The sequence below is a fragment of the Vreelandella sp. F11 genome (genome assembly GCF_042466685.1).
In the GTDB taxonomy this organism is placed as follows: Bacteria; Pseudomonadota; Gammaproteobacteria; order Pseudomonadales; family Halomonadaceae; genus Vreelandella.
The window spans coordinates 3,057,351-3,074,651 of sequence record NZ_CP170448.1 but is presented as its reverse complement, the minus strand read 5'-3'; the positions used below and the strand labels follow the sequence as shown (position 1 = coordinate 3,074,651).

Below are 17,301 nucleotides of genomic sequence, written 5' to 3'. Positions count from 1 at the left end.
CATCTGTAGGCAGTTTAGATTTTGCCTACCAGATCCAGTGAAGGCGCGAGTGTTTCTTCGCCTTCTTTCCATTTAGCCGGGCATACTTCGTTCGGGTTGGCACGAACGTATTGAGCGGCTTTTACTTTACGCAGTAGCTCTTCGGCATTACGGCCGATGTTGCCAGCGTTGATTTCAACAATCTGGATTTTGCCATCGGGGTCGACAACAAAGGTGCCGCGCTCTGCAAGGCCTGCTTCTTCAATCAATACTTCGAAGTTACGAGAAATCTGTAGCGTCGGATCAGCAATCATCGGGTACTGCAGTTTACCGATGGTCTCAGAGCTGTCGTGCCACGCTTTGTGAGTGAAGTGGGTGTCGGTTGAAACGCTGTAGATTTCAACACCCAGCTTCTTGAACTCAGCGTAGTTATCAGCCAAATCGCCCAGCTCAGTGGGGCAAACAAAAGTAAAGTCGGCCGGGTAGAAGAAGAAAATAGACCACTGGCCTTGCAGATCCGCTTCAGTCACATCGACGAATTCGCCATTCAGGTAAGCAGTTGCTTTAAACGGCTTTACTTCAGTGTTGATCAAGGACATTCAGATAGTCTCCAGTTGTCATGAGTGTTAAGGCTTATAAAGTAGTGCTAATGCTAACGGCTCGCGACTAATGTCTAAAATTAAAAATAGCCATCCAACCAATAGCATTGGCCTATTAGCGAATCATAGGTCGCTGTTTTACTAGACTCTTAATGGGGCCATTTGAGAAAAATACAAGAATTTTTCACATTGGCTTGCGGTAGGCGTCACTGCACCGCAGAATTCGCACGGTCACTATTATGGCCTACGCTATGGTTAGCCGCTGAGGGCTGTTGCCGGCAGCAGCAGGGCGCACTTGGTAACAACACTTGGCAAGACATTTGGCTGAATTGTTGAGTGATGCTGAATTGTTTAATGATTCGTTGGGACAACAGGAGCAGTGATAATGGGGAACATCCACAAACTTTCCGCGGCCGTTGCGGCTATCTCATTCGCCGCAGCGGCTAGCGCTGCCCACGCCGAAGAGGTGCGGGTGTTTAACTGGTCAGACTACATTGCCCCGGAAACGCTGGAAAAATTTACCGAGCGTACCGGCATTGAAGTGACCTATGACGTTTATGACAGCAATGAAATCTTGGATGCCGCACTGCTCGCCGGGCGCTCCGGTTATGATGTGGTAGTACCCTCTACCTACTACTTTACCCGCCAAGTGAAAGCCGGTGTTTACCAGCCGCTTGACCATGAGTTACTGCCCAATTTAGACAACCTTAATCCCGAACTGATGGCCAACCTGGAAACCATTGACGCCGGTAGTGAATACTCGGTTCCTTATATGTGGGGTACCAATGGGATCGGCTATAATATTGATCGCGTTAAAGAAATTTTGGGAGACGACGCGCCGGTAGATAGCTGGGCGCTGCTGTTTGATCCGGAAATAACCGCCGCGTTGAGCGAGGCTGGCTGTGGCTTGTCGATGCTGGATTCCGCCGATGAGATGCTCTCACCCGCCATGGCTTACTTGGGGTTAGATCCACTGAGTGAGAATATCGACGATCTGGAAGCCGCCGGTGAACTGATCGCCGAAGTGCGCGACGACATGACCTACTTCCACTCTTCGCGCTATGTGTCCGATTTGGCCAATGGTGATATCTGCGTGGCCGCAGGCTACTCGGGTGATGTTTTCCAGGCTGCCGAGCGTGCTGAAGAAGCAGGGCGCGATTTCAGTATTGGTTACAGTATTCCTAAAGAAGGCGCCGCGCTCTGGTTCGACATGATGGCAGTACCCGCTGATGCGCGGAACAGTGAAAACGCTCACGCCTTCATCAACTTTATTCTCGACCCTGAAATTGCCGCGGAAATTACCGAATACGTGCGGTATGCCAATCCTAACGCGGCGGCCAATGAGTACCTCTCTGAAGAGATCATCAATGACCCGGCTATTTATCCGGAAACCGAGGTCATGCAAAACTTATACGTCCAGGCCGAAAAGCCTCAAGATGTGCTGCGTGCCCGTACGCGCATTTGGAACCGCGTAAAGTCGGGTCGTTAAACTGACATTTATCCGACGGCGAGCCTGGGGTTAATGCTCTATGGCTCGCTGCTCGTCTTTTTTAATGCCCGGATTGCCGGGCCTTTTGATGGGAGTGGCGAATGGTCACTACGCCCCTGTCGAACGAGCCTTCATCTGCTTCACCCATCACCCCTTCAACGTCGCGGCCCCAGGGCAAAACCCCGCGGTTTGCTGAGGATGTGGTGCTGGAAGTTAAACGCTTAAGTAAGCGGTTTGATGATGCGCTGGCGGTGGATGATGTCAATTTGCAGGTTAAGCGCGGAGAGATTTTTGCGCTGTTAGGTGGTTCAGGGTCGGGTAAGTCAACCCTGCTGCGGATGTTGGCGGGCTTTGAAACGCCCTCTGAAGGCCGTATTTTATTAGACGGTGAGAATATCACCGCCATGCCTCCGCACAAGCGGCCTATCAATATGATGTTCCAGTCTTATGCGCTATTTCCGCATATGACAGTGGCGCAAAATATTGCCTTTGGCTTAAAGCAGGACAAACTGCCCAAAGCAGATATCGACGCTCGCGTCGCGCAAATGTTGAAACTGGTGCATATGGAGCGCTTTGCCAAACGCAAGCCGCATCAACTCTCTGGCGGCCAACGCCAGCGGGTTGCACTGGCGCGTTCGTTGGCCAAGCGGCCCAAGCTGTTACTGTTAGACGAGCCTATGGGTGCACTGGATAAAAAGCTGCGCACGGAAATGCAGCTAGAGGTGGTTGAAATCATCGAGCAGGTCGGCGTGACCTGCATTATGGTCACCCACGATCAGGAAGAGGCCATGACCATGGCCGACCGTGTGGCGATTATGGCCGATGGCTGGATCGAACAGATAGGCTCGCCTATCGATATTTATGAAAGCCCGGTGAGCCGTATGGTGGCGGAGTTCGTCGGCACGGTGAATCTGTTTGAAGGCGAGATTATCGAAGACGCTGCCGACCACTGCCGCATCGTTGCCCCCGTACTCGAGCGCCCCATCTATATTGACCACGGTATTACCACCCAGGCGGTAGATCGGCGGGTTTGGGTCGCGCTGCGCCCTGAGAAGATTTGGCTTACCCGTGAAAAGCCCACGACGGAGTACAACTGGGCGGCTGGCAAGGTGGATGATATTGCCTATTTAGGCGGTTTCTCACTCTACTACGTGCGCACCCAGTCGGGCCAAATCATTAAAGTCAGTATGGCCAATACAGAGCGTCGCGGTGATCGACCTACCTGGGAAGACAGTGTGTATGTCTACTGGGAAGACCACAGCACGATTGTATTAAACCGTTGATGCATGGCTTTTTTACCGCGGGGAGACCACTCTAAATGATGCTATCTCGTGTGTCAGCGATGCTCAAACGCTGGCAATTAGGGCGTCGTGCAGTGATTGCGTTTCCACTATTGTGGCTGACGCTGTTTTTTTTACTGCCCTTTGCGCTGGTACTCAAAATCAGTCTTTCCGAGGGGGCGATTGCGATTCCGCCCTATGGACCGCTGCTTGAGTACGCTGATCAGACGCTGCATATATTTCTGAATCTGGGCAATTACCTCTTTCTGCTCTCAGACTCGTTGTACATTGCCGCCTATTGGGGCTCGGTGAAAACGGCGTTTACTGCCACGCTGGCCTGTTTGTTGCTGGGTTATCCGATGGCGTACGCCATGGCCCGCGCCCCAGCCCGTTGGCAGTTGCTGTTACTGCTGCTGGTCATGCTGCCGTCATGGACGTCGTTTTTGATCCGTGTCTATGCCTGGATGGGCATTCTAAGCAACAGTGGGTTAATCAATAACCTATTAATAGGGATTGGCCTCATTGATTCACCACTGCGTATGATGAATACCCAGTTCTCGGTCACCATAGGTATTGTTTACGCTTACTTGCCGTTCATGGTGTTGCCGCTCTACGCCCACTTAACACGCATGGATAATTCGCTGTTAGAGGCCGCTGCAGATCTTGGCTCACGCAAATTTAATACCTTTGTCAAAGTCACTTTGCCGCTCTCAATGGGGGGGATTGTGGCCGGTTCGATGCTGGTATTTATTCCGGCGGTAGGGGAGTTTGTGATTCCTGAGCTGCTTGGCGGCCCTGATACATTAATGATCGGCAAAGTGCTATGGGAGGAGTTCTTCCTCAACCGTGACTGGCCCGTGGCGTCAGCGCTGGCGATGGTCATGCTTCTGCTGCTACTGGTGCCGATAGTCTGGTTTCATCGTTACCAGTCCAAGGAGCTTGAATAATGAGCATGCGACGGCCGAGCTTCTCAATGGTCATGCTGGTGCTTGGCCTGCTGTTCCTTTATCTGCCAATGTTTGTACTGGTAGTGTATTCGTTCAACGCCTCGAAACTGGTTACGGTGTGGGCGGGGTTTTCCACCCAGTGGTACGGCGAACTGTTTCGCGATCAGCAGATTTTGTCGGCGGTATGGACGAGCCTTCGTATCGCGTTTTTTGCTGCCAGCATGGCGGTTTGCCTGGGCACAGTGGCCGCTTTTGTAATGACGCGCTATGGCCACTTCCGTGGTAAAACGGCACTGTCGAGTATGGTCACGGCGCCGCTGGTAATGCCGGAAGTTATCACGGGCCTTTCGCTGCTGCTGCTATTTGTGCAAATGGCGCAAATTACCGGCTGGCCAGCCGACCGGGGCATGGCAACCATCTGGATTGCTCACACCACCTTTTGCAGTGCCTATGTGGCGGTTGTGGTGGCTGCACGCCTGCGGGAAGTGGATCACTCGATCGAAGAGGCGGCCATGGATTTGGGATCGCCTCCAGTGAAAACCTTCTTCTCTATCACGCTGCCGATCATTACCCCTGCACTGGCTGCAGGTTGGCTGCTAGCGTTTACCCTATCCTTGGATGACTTGGTGATTGCCAGCTTTGTTTCTGGGCCAGGGGCCAACACGCTGCCGATGGTGGTGTTTTCATCGGTGCGTATGGGAGTATCACCGAAGATCAATGCGCTTGCTACATTGATCATCCTAACGGTATCGCTGGCGACACTGTTGGCGTGGTTTTTTATGCGGCGTAATGAGACCAGGCGGAAGGCCGCTCTACGAGAAGGTTAGATCACGCTATAGAACGTCGTCGTCGCGCCCGGCGACGACGCTTTCGAGTTCTCCGCTCATCGGTGAGACGATGATTTGTAGCTGGATGGGCGCACAGCATTGATGGCAATCCTCCCAGGTGTCATGACTGCCCTGGGAAGTATCAATGAGAAAGGTCAGCGGTGAATCACAGTAGGGGCAGTGGAAATCATAATTGATCAGGGCGTCGTCTTGCATTGTTGGCTACCTTGTATAGCGGATGCGCTAAATCAGTTTCTTACCCAAAGAGTGTAGCAGTGTGGTCGTCGGGTAGGGCATCGTGGGGTTGAATCAGGTAGGATATCCCAGGATTTAAGTTCCTAAAGCAACGCAGCGAGAGTAGCGATGATGTTACGTAACATGGCAGTAGCGGCCCTAGTGGCCTTTCCGATGGTCGCGTTGGCTGAAACCCCCAATGTCACCGCTGGTGAGTGGGAGTTTGTGAGTAAAACCAGCATCAGCGGCGAAATGGAAATTCCGGATCAAACGGAAACCGAGCGCCAGTGTATTAGTCAGGAGGAGCTAGAGGGAGCTGAATTTGGCTTCATCGAGGAAGAAGAAGGCTGCGAGCTGCTCGACCAGGATCTAAATGCGGATGGTCTAAGCTACAGCATGGTGTGTCGCGCTGAGGGTGGCGAAGCCACCATCGATGGCGAAATGCGCTTTATGGGCGAGCGTATCGAAGGTAGCGTCGATATCCTTACCCAGTCGCCCATGGGTGAGCTGAGCATGAATACCGTAATTGAAGGCGAGTATCTTGGCGAGTGTGAGTGATCGCTTTCTGCTGTTAATAACTCGTTAGTTAATAACCAGCAGTAGCTCACTAAAAGGGCGCCCCTTCTCTAGGGCGCCCTTTTAGTTTGTCGTTTTTAATTGTCGGTCGCTCCCCCTGGAGCGTTAGCTATTTCCTCCTCCAACTGCCGTTTCACTGCTCCGGGCGAACCGGTGTGGCGCGCCAGCAAGTCGTAGGCTACAGGCACGACAAACAGCGTAAACAGCGTTGCCGAGCCGACCCCCGCCATAATCACGGTGCCGATAACCAGGCGTGACTCAGCCCCCGGCCCGGTCGAGACAATCAACGGAATGGCGCCGGCCATGGTGGTCACGGCGGTCATTAAGATGGGTCTCAGGCGTGTCACTGAGGCTTCAATCAACGCGTTACGAAAGGCTTTACCTTCGTCGCGTAATTGGTTGGCAAACTCGACAATCAAAATACCATTTTTCGCCGCTAGGCCAATCAGCAGTACCAAGCCTACTTGACTGTAGATATTCAGCGATTGACCGCTTAACAGGAGGGCGAGTAGCGCACCGCTCATCGCCAACGGCACCGTCAGCATAATCACAAAGGGGTGAATCAGGCTCTCGAACTGCGCTGCTAGCACCAAGAAGACCACTAATGCGCCGAGTATCAGCAGAAACGCGGTGGCGCCGCTGGCCTGTTGAAAGTCCCGCGAGGCGCCTGCCACGTTGGTTTGCACCTCTTCGGGGAGTAACTCCGCAGCACTCTGTTCTAAATAGGCCAGGGCTTCGCCAAGGGGATAGCCATCGGCGAGATTGGCTTCAATGGTAATTGCCCGTATACGGTCAAAGCGGTTTAGGGTGCTGGCGCCAGCAAAGTCGGAAAGGGTGACGAGACTCGCCAGGGGGATCAGCTCGCCCGTGCGTGCAGAGCGCACCTGTATGTTATCCAGCGCTCTCGGGCTGTTCTGACTGCCCCGGTCGCCTTCCAAAATCACGTCGTACTCTTCACCGTTATCCACATAGCGAGTGACGTTACGGCCACCTAACAGCACTTCAAGCGTTCTACCTATCTCGGTAACGGTAACGCCCAGCGAAGCGGCACGTTCATAATCAATATCCACCCGCAGCTGTGGTTGTGTTTCGTTGTAATTGCTCTCAAGTGCCATTAAACGTGGGTTATTCTCGCGCACATGATCGATCAGCGTATCGCGCCAGCGGGCCAGCTCTTCGTATGTCCCGCCGCCCAGCACAAACTGCACCGGCTTTTGGGTGCGTTGCCCAAACCCTTGGCGCATTACAGGGAAAGCCTGTACCCCCGGCAGGGAGCTTAGTTTTTCACGCACTTCGGCCATAATCTCCCAGGCGCTGCGTCGACTGCCCCAATCGGCCATATTGACGATAATAAAGCCGCTATTAAAGTTCTCGATGTTACCGAAACCGCGTGGGGCGCGCACCACCACGCGCTCTAGCTCACCGCTCTCTACTAGCGGCGTCATCCGTGCTTCAATCTCATCCATGTAGTCCATCATGTAGTCGAAAGTGGCACCTTCTGGGCCATTCACTAACACGATAAAGTTGCCGCGATCTTCCTGTGGGGTGTATTCATTCGGCAGTACTGTGGCCAGCCAGGCAGTGGCTCCAATCAGTAATACAAACGCAGCCACTACCAACCAGCGCATTTTAAGCATCCATTCCAGCGTGGATTGGTAGCGCCGCTGCGTGCCGCTGAGCAACCACTGCACAGCTTGGCCGATCCGGCTGTCATGCATGCCCGGCTTGAGAATTTTAGACGCCATCATCGGCGTAAGCGTCAACGCCAACAGGGTAGAGACGACTACCGCGGCAGCCATGGTGAGCGCAAACTCGGAAAATAGTCGACCTATATCGCCTTGCAACATGCTGAGTGGTAAGAAGACTGCCACCAATACCAGCGTGGTCGCGATAACTGCAAAAGCGATCTGTCGAGTACCTCGAAAGGCGGCGACTAGCGGTGTTTCGCCGTAGTCGTGCATGCGACGGTTAATGTTTTCAAGTACTACAATGGCGTCATCGACAATCAGTCCGATCGCCAATACCAGCGCCAGCAGGGTTAGCAGATTGATCGAGAAGTTCATCGCCGCGAGGGCGGTGAAAGCCCCAATAACGGCAATAGGAACGGTCACCGCAGGTACCAGGGTGGTACGCAAATTGCCCAAAAACATAAAAATCACCACCACGACCAAGCCCATGGCGATAAATAGCGTCATAACGACCTGCTCAATCGCCCCGGAGACAAACAGTGAGGCATCGTAGTTCAGGCTTAGCGACATGCCTTCGGGCAACGTACCTTGCAGGCGCTCAAGTTCGATCTGTACGGCCTCGGATAGCTCGATCACATTGGCCGTCGACTGCATGATCATCCCCAGGCCCACCATGGGGATGCCATTGGAGCGGAATACCGAGCGATCCTCCACCGCGCCGACTTCGACTCTTGCTACATCGGAAAGACGCACCAGGTAGCCGTTGCCGCCCTGATTGAGTGAGGTGTTGCGGGGAGAGTTGATGGCAAGACGCTGAAAGTCTTCGGCGCTGGCAAAACTACGTGGTAGGCGGACAATAAATTGACGATCTTCAGATTCAAGCGAACCTGCAGGCAGCTCAACGTTCTCTGCCCGTAAGGCATCTTCGATATCGCTAACGGTGAGCCCGCGTGCGGCCAAGGCATTGCGATCTAGCCATACCCGCATGGCATAGTCGCTGCCGCCGCCCACACGCACCCGTGCGACCCCTGGCTGTACGGAAAGGCTATCGACCAGAAAGCGGTTAGCGTAGTCGGTCAGCTCTGTGATCGAGTAGTCTTCGCCGGAGAGGCTTAACCACACGACTATCTCTTCGCTGCTATCGGCTTTGGTGACCTCGGGGTTGTCTGCATCATCGGGCAGGTTTCGCAGTGCGCCGGAAATGCGGTCGCGAATATCATTAGCGGCAGCATTGATATCCATATCGATACCAAACTCGATTTCGATTCGCGAGCGGCCATCTTCGCTTTGCGAAGTAATCAGCTCAATGCCTTCCACGCCCGCAATACGGTCTTCTAGGACTTGGGTAATACGTGTTTCAACGACACTGGCCGAGGCGCCGGGGTAGCGGGTATCGATAGTGACCACAGGTGGGTCGATAGTGGGGTACTCTTGCAGCGGCAAGCGATTAAGCGCTAGTAGGCCGAAGGCAATAATCAATGCCGCGATCACCATCGCCAGTACTGGGCGCTGAACAGAGATGTCCGATAAGCGCATTAGCGGTCGGCCTCCAGTAGCGCTCGTATGCCGGTCTCGTCATCGACAATGCCGATCAATCTCGCTTCTTGCCCATCTCGAGCCAGCTGTAGGCCATGCACGACGATTAAGTCGTCAGGGGCTAATCCCTCAAGAATTTCTACCTCGCCATTGCGCCGCTCGCCAATTGCTACTTCGCGCCGGGCCAAACGTGTCGTGCCGTCATCCTGTTCGATAAGCATCACGTAGTGGCGGTCACCGCTAGGCTCAATGGCTGCCTCAGAGATGGCAATAGTATCGCGTACGCGCTGTTGAACGATCACTTTCATCAGCATGCCTGGGCGCAGACGGCCATCGCTATTCTCAAGCTCGGCGCGGACGCTTACGCTGCGCGTTATCGGATCCACGCGTGTGCCGATGGTGGCAATTTCACCACTAAACACCTCGTCAGGGTAGGCTGCAGTGGTGGCATTGAGCATCAAACCTGTTGAGAGACGACCCAGAAATACCTCGGGTACGCCAAAATCGAGCTGCATAATATCCAGTTTATCGAGTGTCACCAGCTCCATTCCTGGAGTGACCAGGGCGCCGGTGCTGATGTTGCGAAAGCCAACACGGCCGCTGAAGGGCGCTTTTATCTGGTAATTAGCCAGTTGGGCTTCAATCGCTTGAATATCAGCGTCGGCCTGGCGTAGCCGTGACCGGCTATCTTCTACATCGGCCCGGGCCGCAAGGTTGCGATCTTGCAACTGAGAAGCACGATTTGATGCGTTAAGCCGCTCTTCGCGCAGCGCCTGAGACGCCCTCAATTGGGCCTGTTCTTCTGCATCCTCCAGACGAATAAGCAACTGGCCCTGCTCGACCTGCTCACCGTCGCGAAAATTGATCTCAGCAACGATGTCCGTGACGGTGGCCGAGAGCGTGACGCTCTCTTCAGCTCTAAGAGTGCCCAAGGCTTCCAGGGGATCCGACCACGTGGTCATGGCCACACGTGTGCCGATAACGGACGGTGCCGATTGGGCGATCGTCATATTGGATAACAGTAGGGTAAGGGGGACAAGCACAAGTCTCAGCAGACATCGTCGATGAATAGACAAAGGCATAGTGTTCTCAGCGTTAGATGCTATTTATACAATTATTGTATAGGGTAATTTGGCTATATAATAATTTTTAAGTACGACCCTGTTAGAATGCCTGCTTTTTATAGTGGGAATCGCCCTCAATATGAGCTGTCGTTTATGATCTATGACGTTGTCATCATCGGTGCTGGCGCCGCAGGGTTAATGTGCGCAGCACAAGCGGGCTATGCCGGAAAGCGGGTCTTAGTGCTTGATCATGCTAACAAAGCAGGTAAGAAGATTCTCATGTCAGGGGGCGGTCGCTGCAACTTTACCAATCTTGGCACGACACCACAGCACTTTTACTCGTCAAACCCTTACTTTTGTATTTCAGCGCTCAAACGTTACCGCCCTGAGCACTTTGTTGAGCTGGTAGAGCGCCATGGCGTTGAACATGTTGAGAAAACGCCGGGACAGCTATTCTGTGCAACCTCGGCTAAAGAGATTGTCCGTACGCTACTGACAGAGTGTGAGTGGGCCGGGGCTGAAATCAGGCTCAGCACCCAGGTTGCCCGCGTGGAGCAACGGGGCAGTGCCATGCGGCTAACGACTTCAATAGGAAAAATCGATGCCGGGGTGGTGGTCGTCGCGAGCGGTGGGCTTTCCATTCCGAGCATGGGCGCGACAGGATTTGGCTACGATATAGCCCGTCAATTTGGCTTGGAGGTATTCGCTACGCGACCTGGGCTGGTGCCGTTTACCTTAAGCGATACTTGGAAAGCGCGCGCAGCGGAGCTCTCTGGTTTGAGCGTGCCGGTGGCTGTTAGGGCTGGCAGTCGCCGCTTTGTGGATCCTATGCTGTTTACCCACCGCGGCTTGTCTGGGCCAGCGATGCTGCAGATATCCAGCGTTTGGCAGCCAGGGGAGAGCATTAGTATTGATCTGCTGGCCACTGAAAACGTGGCGGAATCGCTGCGCCATGCACGCCAAGAGACGCCCAAGCGTCAGCTCTCGACCTGGCTTGGCGAGCGCTTTCCTAAGCGGTTGGCGCAAGCACTGCTGGAGTGGTATCCCGACCATGACTTGGCGCGACCTCTGGCTCAGTATGCTAACGCCGCATTGGATGAGTGGGCGCAGAGACTCAATGCTTGGCAATTGAAGCCAGCGGGTACCGAAGGTTGGCGCACAGCAGAGGTGACTATGGGCGGGGTCAATACCGACGCGCTGTCGTCCAAGACGTTTGAAGTTAAAGGCCTGCCGCAACTGCGTTTTATCGGTGAGGTGCTGGATGTGACGGGAGAGCTAGGCGGGTATAACTTTCAATGGGCGTGGGCGAGTGGCGTCGCCTGTGGACAATCTTGTTAGGCAACGCCACAAGCCCAGGCAGTAGCGTCAAAATTAGCTAGCCACTTTGGCTAACAATTTAAGCTTCTTGAATAGCATATAGCCAGCAAGCGCTTTTCTACCTGCTGCCATTGCACCGCCTGGGTGGCGCATTATCTTGAATGCGGCAAAGCCGCCGACTGCGTAGAGCGGCAGCTTGAAGCTTTGCCAGTTTTTATCCAGTGGTGCAGCGGCTTGCTGTAAAAATTCGCTATCGACCAAGATATCCACGCGCTGCTGTTCTAGCTCGGCCAACAAAAGCGCTTTGCGCTCAGCACGGCTGAGCGGTTTAGCGGTGTCTGCGGATGGTTTCATCACTTGGCTCCTCAAGCAGCGCTCGATCAGCGGCAAGCTGTTTGAGTGTTTCTTTCAACAGAGAGTGGCGCTTGGACTGGCGAATCGCAATAATCGCGAGTAGTAGACTGGCGCCTATCAACACTCCAGCACTGACTGCAATGGCGGTTAATCGATAGGTGTCCCAGAATAGAACGACTACCAGTGCCGTCAGCGTGGCAATGCCCAACAAGAGCAGCAATAAGCTTGCTCCTGCCAGCAGCAGTAACACCAGTAAGCGCGCACGCTCCTCTTCTAACTCAAACACCGCCAGACGCAGACGGGTTTCGCTATTAGCAATCAGCGATTTCAGTAAGCGTTTGGCGGCTGAGAAGACGCGTTGGGTAGGACCCAAAGCCATTAGCGACGACCGAGCAGCATACCCACAACCATACCTGCGGCGGCACCAATGCCTATGCTTGTCCAGGGATTTTCATGCACGTAGCGATCACAGGCATCGGCTTGATGGGTCAGCGAGTCGCGGGTTTCGTCATAAATACGCTCGCCGCGAGCTTCAAGACGCGCACGGGTGTCTTTCAGACGGCGTTCAGCGCGGCTGCGCAGATCGTTCATCTCTCCGCTGGCATCTTTAGCGGTCGCATTGACCAGCTCTTCGACGGTTTCACTCAAGTGGCGCAGGTCATCTTTGAGTTGATCAGCTTGAGTTGCGTAAGTGGGTTGACGTTTAGCCATGGAGTCTTCCTTTGACGAGTGAATGATTGGGCTACTAACTACTAGTTACTTACCTATTAGTTACGGTGTTTAGCTACTGACTACAAGCACAAGCATAGCAGCCACCTAGCAACAGACAAGCAAATGCGCCTATCGGTTCAGCCCTGTAGCACTAAATAAGGGATTTAAACTAAATCCAAGGCTTAACCGGTGCACACGATGATCGTAATCGATCATGCTTTCACCATACCCGTAGTAGTACTGTACGTGCGCCCGCAAGCTGTTGAAAGCCGGCCAGCTGTAATCAATCTGGGTGCCTATATTTCCTGCACTGGGGTTGCCGCGTAATTGACCGCTCACTTCATGGTTGTTATTAAGGCGTTTGGCGAGGCGAATATCGCCGTATCCCATGTAGCGCTCGATATCTGGATTGTCGTCATCATCTGAGGATTCTGGTATCCGCCAATGGGGTGCCAGGGTGAACGCCCAGTCGCCGCGTTGAAAGGTACTTTCAAGGTACACCCGGTTCCAGCTACGCGAGAGAGGATCTGAACGACCATTGGACTGGTGGTTAAGGGAGATCCGGTTGCGGGTGTTTACCCAGCCCAGTGCTGCCCAGGCATTGTCAAAGTCGATAAAGATTTCAGGCTCGTAATTGGTTTCCCGAAAAGGGGAGGAAGCGTCAGTATTATACGCCTGCCACCAACTGCGCTGCGTGTAGCCAAAGTAGACATCACCGTAGTTACCGAACACCTGTTCAGCCAGATTAACCTTGGCGCTAAACTGGAATTTTAATTCCACGTCACTCACTTCGCCATCGTCAGAGATATTGCGAAAGCTTTCACGGTTCTGGTTGGTGTTAAAGCTAACCGGAAACAGGTAGTTGGTGCGGTGGGTGGTAATGGCAAACGGGTTGCGGCTTGATTCCTGTTCAAGTTCACGGCGCTCGCTCAAATCTTCCCGGGCAGCCTCTTCAGGCAACTGTTCAAAGGGTAAGCCTTGCGCGGCGTCTTCGGGACTTTCTATCTGCTGCAACTGTTGATGCAGAGCATGTAGCTCAGCATTGAGGGCACGGATACGCGCCTCAATCTCTTGTTGAGACTCGGCAAAGGCATTCGCACTAAACGTAGCAAGGCTCAGCAGAACAATAAGTTTCGTCAACGGCAGTTTTCGGGTGACCATCAAGGTGACTCGCAAAATGAATGAATAGGCAAAGGCCAAGCTCGTTTCTATCACGCCCCCTACGGAAGTCAACACCTCTGATTGCGCTGGACATCGGAACGCCTGACAATAACCTCATTCTCCGTCTCCTCGGAGCTTTCGATGTCAGCGAGGCCTAAGGTAACGTGTTGATACGTAACGTGGTGAGAAGCGCCTGTAAGTGGAGTATACCCTGTTTGTTTCTGCTACTCGCCATTAGCAGTAGCGTTGCATTTAATTCAGCTCACGCTGCGCTTCAGGCAAGCATGCTTGACCGGGTGCCTGAGCAGGCTGAGCTGGCTTCAAGACTAGCTCAGTTAGAGACTCTTGAGGAGCCTTTGAGTGACCAGCAGGCCAGGGATAAAGAGGCCCTGGAAGCGGCTATCGAAGCTTATGAACGCCTGGCCTCTGTGGACGAGCGTCTTGCTGCGTTAGACACCCGGGTAGAGCAAGCCCCTGAAATGCTAGCACGTCTGCAGCGCGAGCTGAGCGAAGCTGAAGAAGCCTCTCAGCAGTTAACCGTTGCCGACTTGAGCGATCGTCCTCTCGATGAGCTGGAGACGTTGCAAACCAACGCTGTGGTCGAGCTACAGCAGTTGCAAAGCCAACTGGCAGAAGTGAACTCGCAACTGCTGGCCGCTCAAACACTGCCTGAGCGTGCCCAGCAATCCATTGCAGAAACTCTCCAGCGCGCGGAAAGTTTACGCCGTCAGCACGATGAGCGGGAGGCTTTGCTGGCGGATCGTCAACTCTCTGCACTAAACGATGCACGGCTTATCCAGCTGCGCCTGGAGCGTGCACTTGCCGAACGCGAAGTGAGTTTTTATCAGCGTGAGCTAAGCGCTAATAGCCGCCTGCGCGAACTAGCTCAGGAGCGCCGGGATGTGCTGATGGTGCAGATCGATTATCAAGAGCAGCAGCTGACCATGCTGCAAGGGGTGATTGATCGTCAGCGCCGGCTGGCTTCAGAACAAGCCATTGCCGATGCAGCAAGGGATAACCCATTAATCGCTGCTGGGCATCCTGTTGTCGTGCAAGCACAGCAAACCAATCAAACACTCAGTTTGGAACTGCTGCGGGCAACCGACCGCGCCAACACGGTGGTTCGCGAAAATATTGAAGCCCAGCGGCAGTTGGAAAGTGTGCGCCAGCTACAGCGTAGTCTTAATGAACAAATTGAGGCGATACGCGGCAGCCAGCTACTGTCGCGTATTCTGCGCGAGCAGCGCAAGTCACTCCCTCCTTTGGTGGCACCCCGAAATTTGCAGGACGAAATTGCCGATCTGCGTTTAAAACAGTTTGATTTGGTTCGTCAGCGCGATCAGCTGCGCCAAAGCGAGCAGTTTGCTACTACGCGTTTGGCTGAGGCGGGCATTGAAGCAACGCCGGGGTTAGTCGACTCACTTTCGCAGCTTTATCAATCGCGACGTGAGCTGGTCGAGCAACTAGAGCAGTCTTACGGCAGCTTATTAAGCGCGGCTATTGAGCTACAGCTCAACCAGCAGCAGCTGGTCACGACAACCGTTGAGTTACGCAAAACTATCGATGAGCAGCTGTTTTGGGTCGCCAACAGTCGGCCAATGGATCTGAATTGGGTGCGCCAATTACCCCGCAACCTGAAGCTGGAATGGCAAGAAGGGGAGTGGCGCGCCATTTTACCCACACGCTGGCAAGGGTTTTCCTGGGGCGTGCTCCAAGGCGCACCCCTGATCGCGTTGAGCTTGGTGCTCATTGGATTGCGCCGGAACATTAAGGCCCGCTTGGCCACGCTGCATTCACAGATTGGTCGGTTAAAGAGCGATACCCAGTTGCATACCCCTAGGGCGGTGCTGATGAATGCGCTGCTGGCGCTCTCTGGCCCGTTGGCTTTAGCGGGTATTGGCGTGGGGTTGCAGGGGGCGGCTGGGCCATTGGCGAATAGCGTGGCCCCAGCGCTGCTTCAATTGGCTTTAAGTTGGGCCGTCGTCGCTTGGGGACGCAGACTACTGGTCACCGATGGGGTGGCCGAGCGCCACTTTACCTGGTCGCCACAGTACAACGCCCGGTTACGTCACCTGTTAGGCGGGCTAGGTATCGCCCTGGTGCCGGTCATTGCCATTGCCGCGATGTCTGGAGAGATGGAAACGCCGCTAGCGCAGCGTCCTGTCGCTTTGGGGTTGTTTTCCGCTGGGTTGGTAGCAATGAGCTGGTGGTTGGCGCAACTGATACTGGCGCATATTCCCATTTTTGGCGTGCATCTGTTTCGTTTGCTATTAGGGCTGGCGATGGCCTCGGTGCCATTGATCCTACTGGGATTGGTGGTCTGGGGTTACGAATACACCGCACTAAGATTGGTCGGACGGTTCGCGATCACCCTTTACTTACTAGGGCTATGGGTCGTGGTGGAAGCCTCATTGGTGAGAAGTCTCGCAGTGGCCGCACGGCGACTTGCTTATCGCCGTGCGTTAGCGCGCCGTCGCGCTCAGGTACAAGAGGGGGCGGAGGGTGGTCTTGAGGTAGTCGAAGAGCCTCCGCTTGATATGGCCCAGATCAATAGCCAGTCGCTACGACTTTCTAAGTTGATTGTTTTGATTGGCTTTAGTGCGCTGCTTTATTTGGTCTGGTCAGACTTGCTCTCGGTGCTTGGCTATTTGGACAACGTATCATTGTGGGAAGCGCAAGAAGGGGATTTGGTCGATAACGCGCTATCGATATCCGACGTCTTTGCTGCCCTGCTGATTGTGGCTATTACCTTTATCATGGCGGGCAATTTGCCGGGTCTATTGGAAGTGATGGTGCTCTCCCGGCTGTCATTGAAACAGGGTAGCGCCTATGCCATTAGCTCGCTGCTCTCCTACACTATTGTGGGTACCGGGATTGTGATGGGGCTGTCGACCCTTGGGGTCTCCTGGGACAAACTTCAGTGGCTGGTGGCTGCCCTGAGCGTAGGGTTGGGGTTTGGCTTACAGGAGATTTTTGCCAACTTTATATCCGGTTTAATCATCCTGTTTGAGCGTCCGATTCGCATTGGTGACACCATCACGATTGGCAATTTGCACGGAACCGTCAGCCGTATCCGTATCCGTGCGACCACTGTCACCGATTTCGACCGTAAAGAGATTATTATCCCCAATAAGACCTTTGTGACCGACCAACTGATCAACTGGTCGCTGTCGGATAATATCACCCGCGTTGTGCTCACTTACGGCGTGGCCCACGGCTCCGATATGACCAAGGTGCACCAACTATTACGTCAGGTGGCGGATGAAAACCCTCGTGTGCTAGCAGACCCTGAACCCCAGGTTTTCTGTTTGAGCTATGGGCAGCACAGCCTAAATTTTGAGCTGCGGATTTTTGTCAATGATCTCCTTGATCGGCTGTTTGCTGCCGATGAAATCAACTGCCGTATAGACGCACTGTTCCGCGAAGCCGGAGTACGCGTGGCGTTTGAGCAGATGGATGTGTGGCTTCATCCTGAGCAGGGCGAAGCGGTTAAAGTGCAGTCGGCGAATCAGCTTCCCCCTGCATCAACGTAATGCATT

At 53.9% G+C, this 17,301-nt stretch carries 15 protein-coding genes; 7 read left to right on the top strand and 8 right to left on the bottom strand.

Translation table 11 applies throughout. From position 1 onward, the window contains the following. Positions 1–14: 14 nt before the first annotated feature. Positions 15–578: an alkyl hydroperoxide reductase subunit C gene (gene ahpC / locus ACFIOZ_RS14090; protein ID WP_226250748.1), complete on the bottom strand. Its 564-nt coding sequence runs from the start codon at positions 576–578 to the stop codon at positions 15–17. Positions 579–963: 385 nt separating this feature from the next. On the opposite strand from ahpC, the gene ACFIOZ_RS14085 reads away from it, so the two are divergent. The 4 genes from ACFIOZ_RS14085 (at position 964) to ACFIOZ_RS14070 (ending at position 5,121) form a co-directional block, all read left to right on the top strand. Then, complete coding sequence (locus ACFIOZ_RS14085; RefSeq protein WP_386078848.1) at positions 964–2,067, top strand: polyamine ABC transporter substrate-binding protein; 1,104 nt, start codon at positions 964–966, stop codon at positions 2,065–2,067. A gap of 101 nt (positions 2,068–2,168) precedes the next feature. Continuing rightward, the gene (locus ACFIOZ_RS14080) at positions 2,169–3,350 is read left to right on the top strand and encodes an ABC transporter ATP-binding protein (RefSeq protein ID WP_386078845.1); all 1,182 of its coding nucleotides are present in this window, start codon (positions 2,169–2,171) and stop codon (positions 3,348–3,350) included. A gap of 35 nt (positions 3,351–3,385) precedes the next feature. Beyond that, positions 3,386–4,294: an ABC transporter permease subunit gene (locus ACFIOZ_RS14075; RefSeq protein ID WP_386078843.1), complete on the top strand. Its 909-nt coding sequence runs from the start codon at positions 3,386–3,388 to the stop codon at positions 4,292–4,294. Then, entirely contained in the window at positions 4,294–5,121 is an 828-nt protein-coding gene (locus ACFIOZ_RS14070) for an ABC transporter permease subunit (RefSeq protein WP_386078840.1), read from the top strand. The genes ACFIOZ_RS14075 and ACFIOZ_RS14070 overlap by 1 nt, the downstream gene beginning before the upstream one ends. A 6-nt stretch (positions 5,122–5,127) precedes the next feature. Here ACFIOZ_RS14070 and ACFIOZ_RS14065 read toward each other — a convergent pair whose 3' ends face one another. After that, positions 5,128–5,337: a CPXCG motif-containing cysteine-rich protein gene (locus ACFIOZ_RS14065; RefSeq protein WP_386078837.1), complete on the bottom strand. Its 210-nt coding sequence runs from the start codon at positions 5,335–5,337 to the stop codon at positions 5,128–5,130. A gap of 147 nt (positions 5,338–5,484) precedes the next feature. Between ACFIOZ_RS14065 and ACFIOZ_RS14060 the strand changes: the two genes are divergently transcribed. Next, entirely contained in the window at positions 5,485–5,913 is a 429-nt protein-coding gene (locus ACFIOZ_RS14060) for a DUF3617 domain-containing protein (protein ID WP_088700405.1), read from the top strand. A gap of 95 nt (positions 5,914–6,008) precedes the next feature. On the opposite strand, the gene ACFIOZ_RS14055 is transcribed toward ACFIOZ_RS14060, so the two are convergent. Then, positions 6,009–9,155 carry an efflux RND transporter permease subunit gene (locus ACFIOZ_RS14055; RefSeq protein ID WP_386078834.1) on the bottom strand — a complete coding sequence of 1,049 codons (3,147 nt, stop codon included), beginning with the start codon at positions 9,153–9,155 and terminating at the stop codon, positions 6,009–6,011. Next, positions 9,155–10,237: an efflux RND transporter periplasmic adaptor subunit gene (locus ACFIOZ_RS14050; protein WP_386078832.1), complete on the bottom strand. Its 1,083-nt coding sequence runs from the start codon at positions 10,235–10,237 to the stop codon at positions 9,155–9,157. Before ACFIOZ_RS14050 ends, ACFIOZ_RS14055 begins: the two co-directional genes overlap by 1 nt. 135 nt (positions 10,238–10,372) lie before the next feature. Between ACFIOZ_RS14050 and ACFIOZ_RS14045 the strand changes: the two genes are divergently transcribed. After that, positions 10,373–11,557 carry an NAD(P)/FAD-dependent oxidoreductase gene (locus ACFIOZ_RS14045; RefSeq protein WP_386078829.1) on the top strand — a complete coding sequence of 395 codons (1,185 nt, stop codon included), beginning with the start codon at positions 10,373–10,375 and terminating at the stop codon, positions 11,555–11,557. Between the two features lie 33 nt (positions 11,558–11,590). Here the strand turns inward: ACFIOZ_RS14045 and ACFIOZ_RS14040 are convergent, their stop codons facing one another. From ACFIOZ_RS14040 to ACFIOZ_RS14025, 4 genes are all read right to left on the bottom strand, one after another. Further along, positions 11,591–11,890, bottom strand: a complete 300-nt coding sequence (locus tag ACFIOZ_RS14040) for a YqjK family protein (RefSeq protein WP_386078826.1) — start codon at positions 11,888–11,890, stop codon at positions 11,591–11,593. Next, positions 11,865–12,269 carry a phage holin family protein gene (locus tag ACFIOZ_RS14035; RefSeq protein ID WP_386078823.1) on the bottom strand — a complete coding sequence of 135 codons (405 nt, stop codon included), beginning with the start codon at positions 12,267–12,269 and terminating at the stop codon, positions 11,865–11,867. The genes ACFIOZ_RS14040 and ACFIOZ_RS14035 overlap by 26 nt, the downstream gene beginning before the upstream one ends. Beyond that, entirely contained in the window at positions 12,269–12,601 is a 333-nt protein-coding gene (locus tag ACFIOZ_RS14030) for a DUF883 family protein (RefSeq protein WP_386078821.1), read from the bottom strand. The genes ACFIOZ_RS14035 and ACFIOZ_RS14030 overlap by 1 nt, the downstream gene beginning before the upstream one ends. A gap of 129 nt (positions 12,602–12,730) precedes the next feature. Beyond that, positions 12,731–13,762, bottom strand: a complete 1,032-nt coding sequence (locus ACFIOZ_RS14025) for a phospholipase A (protein WP_386078818.1) — start codon at positions 13,760–13,762, stop codon at positions 12,731–12,733. A gap of 215 nt (positions 13,763–13,977) precedes the next feature. Between ACFIOZ_RS14025 and mscK the strand changes: the two genes are divergently transcribed. Then, positions 13,978–17,295 (top strand): mechanosensitive channel MscK, encoded by a 3,318-nt coding sequence (gene mscK / locus ACFIOZ_RS14020; RefSeq protein ID WP_386078815.1) that lies wholly within the window; start codon positions 13,978–13,980, stop codon positions 17,293–17,295. Positions 17,296–17,301: the final 6 nt, after the last annotated feature.

Coding starts and splice junctions, on each gene's coding strand:
- ahpC (WP_226250748.1), bottom strand. CDS start 578: ATGTCCTTGATCAACACTGAAGTAAAGCCGTTTAAAGCAACTGCTTAC.
- ACFIOZ_RS14080 (WP_386078845.1), top strand. CDS start 2,169: ATGGTCACTACGCCCCTGTCGAACGAGCCTTCATCTGCTTCACCCATC.
- ACFIOZ_RS14035 (WP_386078823.1), bottom strand. CDS start 12,269: ATGGCTTTGGGTCCTACCCAACGCGTCTTCTCAGCCGCCAAACGCTTA.
- ACFIOZ_RS14055 (WP_386078834.1), bottom strand. CDS start 9,155: ATGCGCTTATCGGACATCTCTGTTCAGCGCCCAGTACTGGCGATGGTG.
- ACFIOZ_RS14075 (WP_386078843.1), top strand. CDS start 3,386: ATGATGCTATCTCGTGTGTCAGCGATGCTCAAACGCTGGCAATTAGGG.
- ACFIOZ_RS14060 (WP_088700405.1), top strand. CDS start 5,485: ATGATGTTACGTAACATGGCAGTAGCGGCCCTAGTGGCCTTTCCGATG.
- ACFIOZ_RS14025 (WP_386078818.1), bottom strand. CDS start 13,762: ATGGTCACCCGAAAACTGCCGTTGACGAAACTTATTGTTCTGCTGAGC.
- ACFIOZ_RS14045 (WP_386078829.1), top strand. CDS start 10,373: ATGATCTATGACGTTGTCATCATCGGTGCTGGCGCCGCAGGGTTAATG.
- ACFIOZ_RS14030 (WP_386078821.1), bottom strand. CDS start 12,601: ATGGCTAAACGTCAACCCACTTACGCAACTCAAGCTGATCAACTCAAA.
- ACFIOZ_RS14085 (WP_386078848.1), top strand. CDS start 964: ATGGGGAACATCCACAAACTTTCCGCGGCCGTTGCGGCTATCTCATTC.
- ACFIOZ_RS14040 (WP_386078826.1), bottom strand. CDS start 11,890: ATGAAACCATCCGCAGACACCGCTAAACCGCTCAGCCGTGCTGAGCGC.
- ACFIOZ_RS14065 (WP_386078837.1), bottom strand. CDS start 5,337: ATGCAAGACGACGCCCTGATCAATTATGATTTCCACTGCCCCTACTGT.
- ACFIOZ_RS14050 (WP_386078832.1), bottom strand. CDS start 10,237: ATGCCTTTGTCTATTCATCGACGATGTCTGCTGAGACTTGTGCTTGTC.
- ACFIOZ_RS14070 (WP_386078840.1), top strand. CDS start 4,294: ATGAGCATGCGACGGCCGAGCTTCTCAATGGTCATGCTGGTGCTTGGC.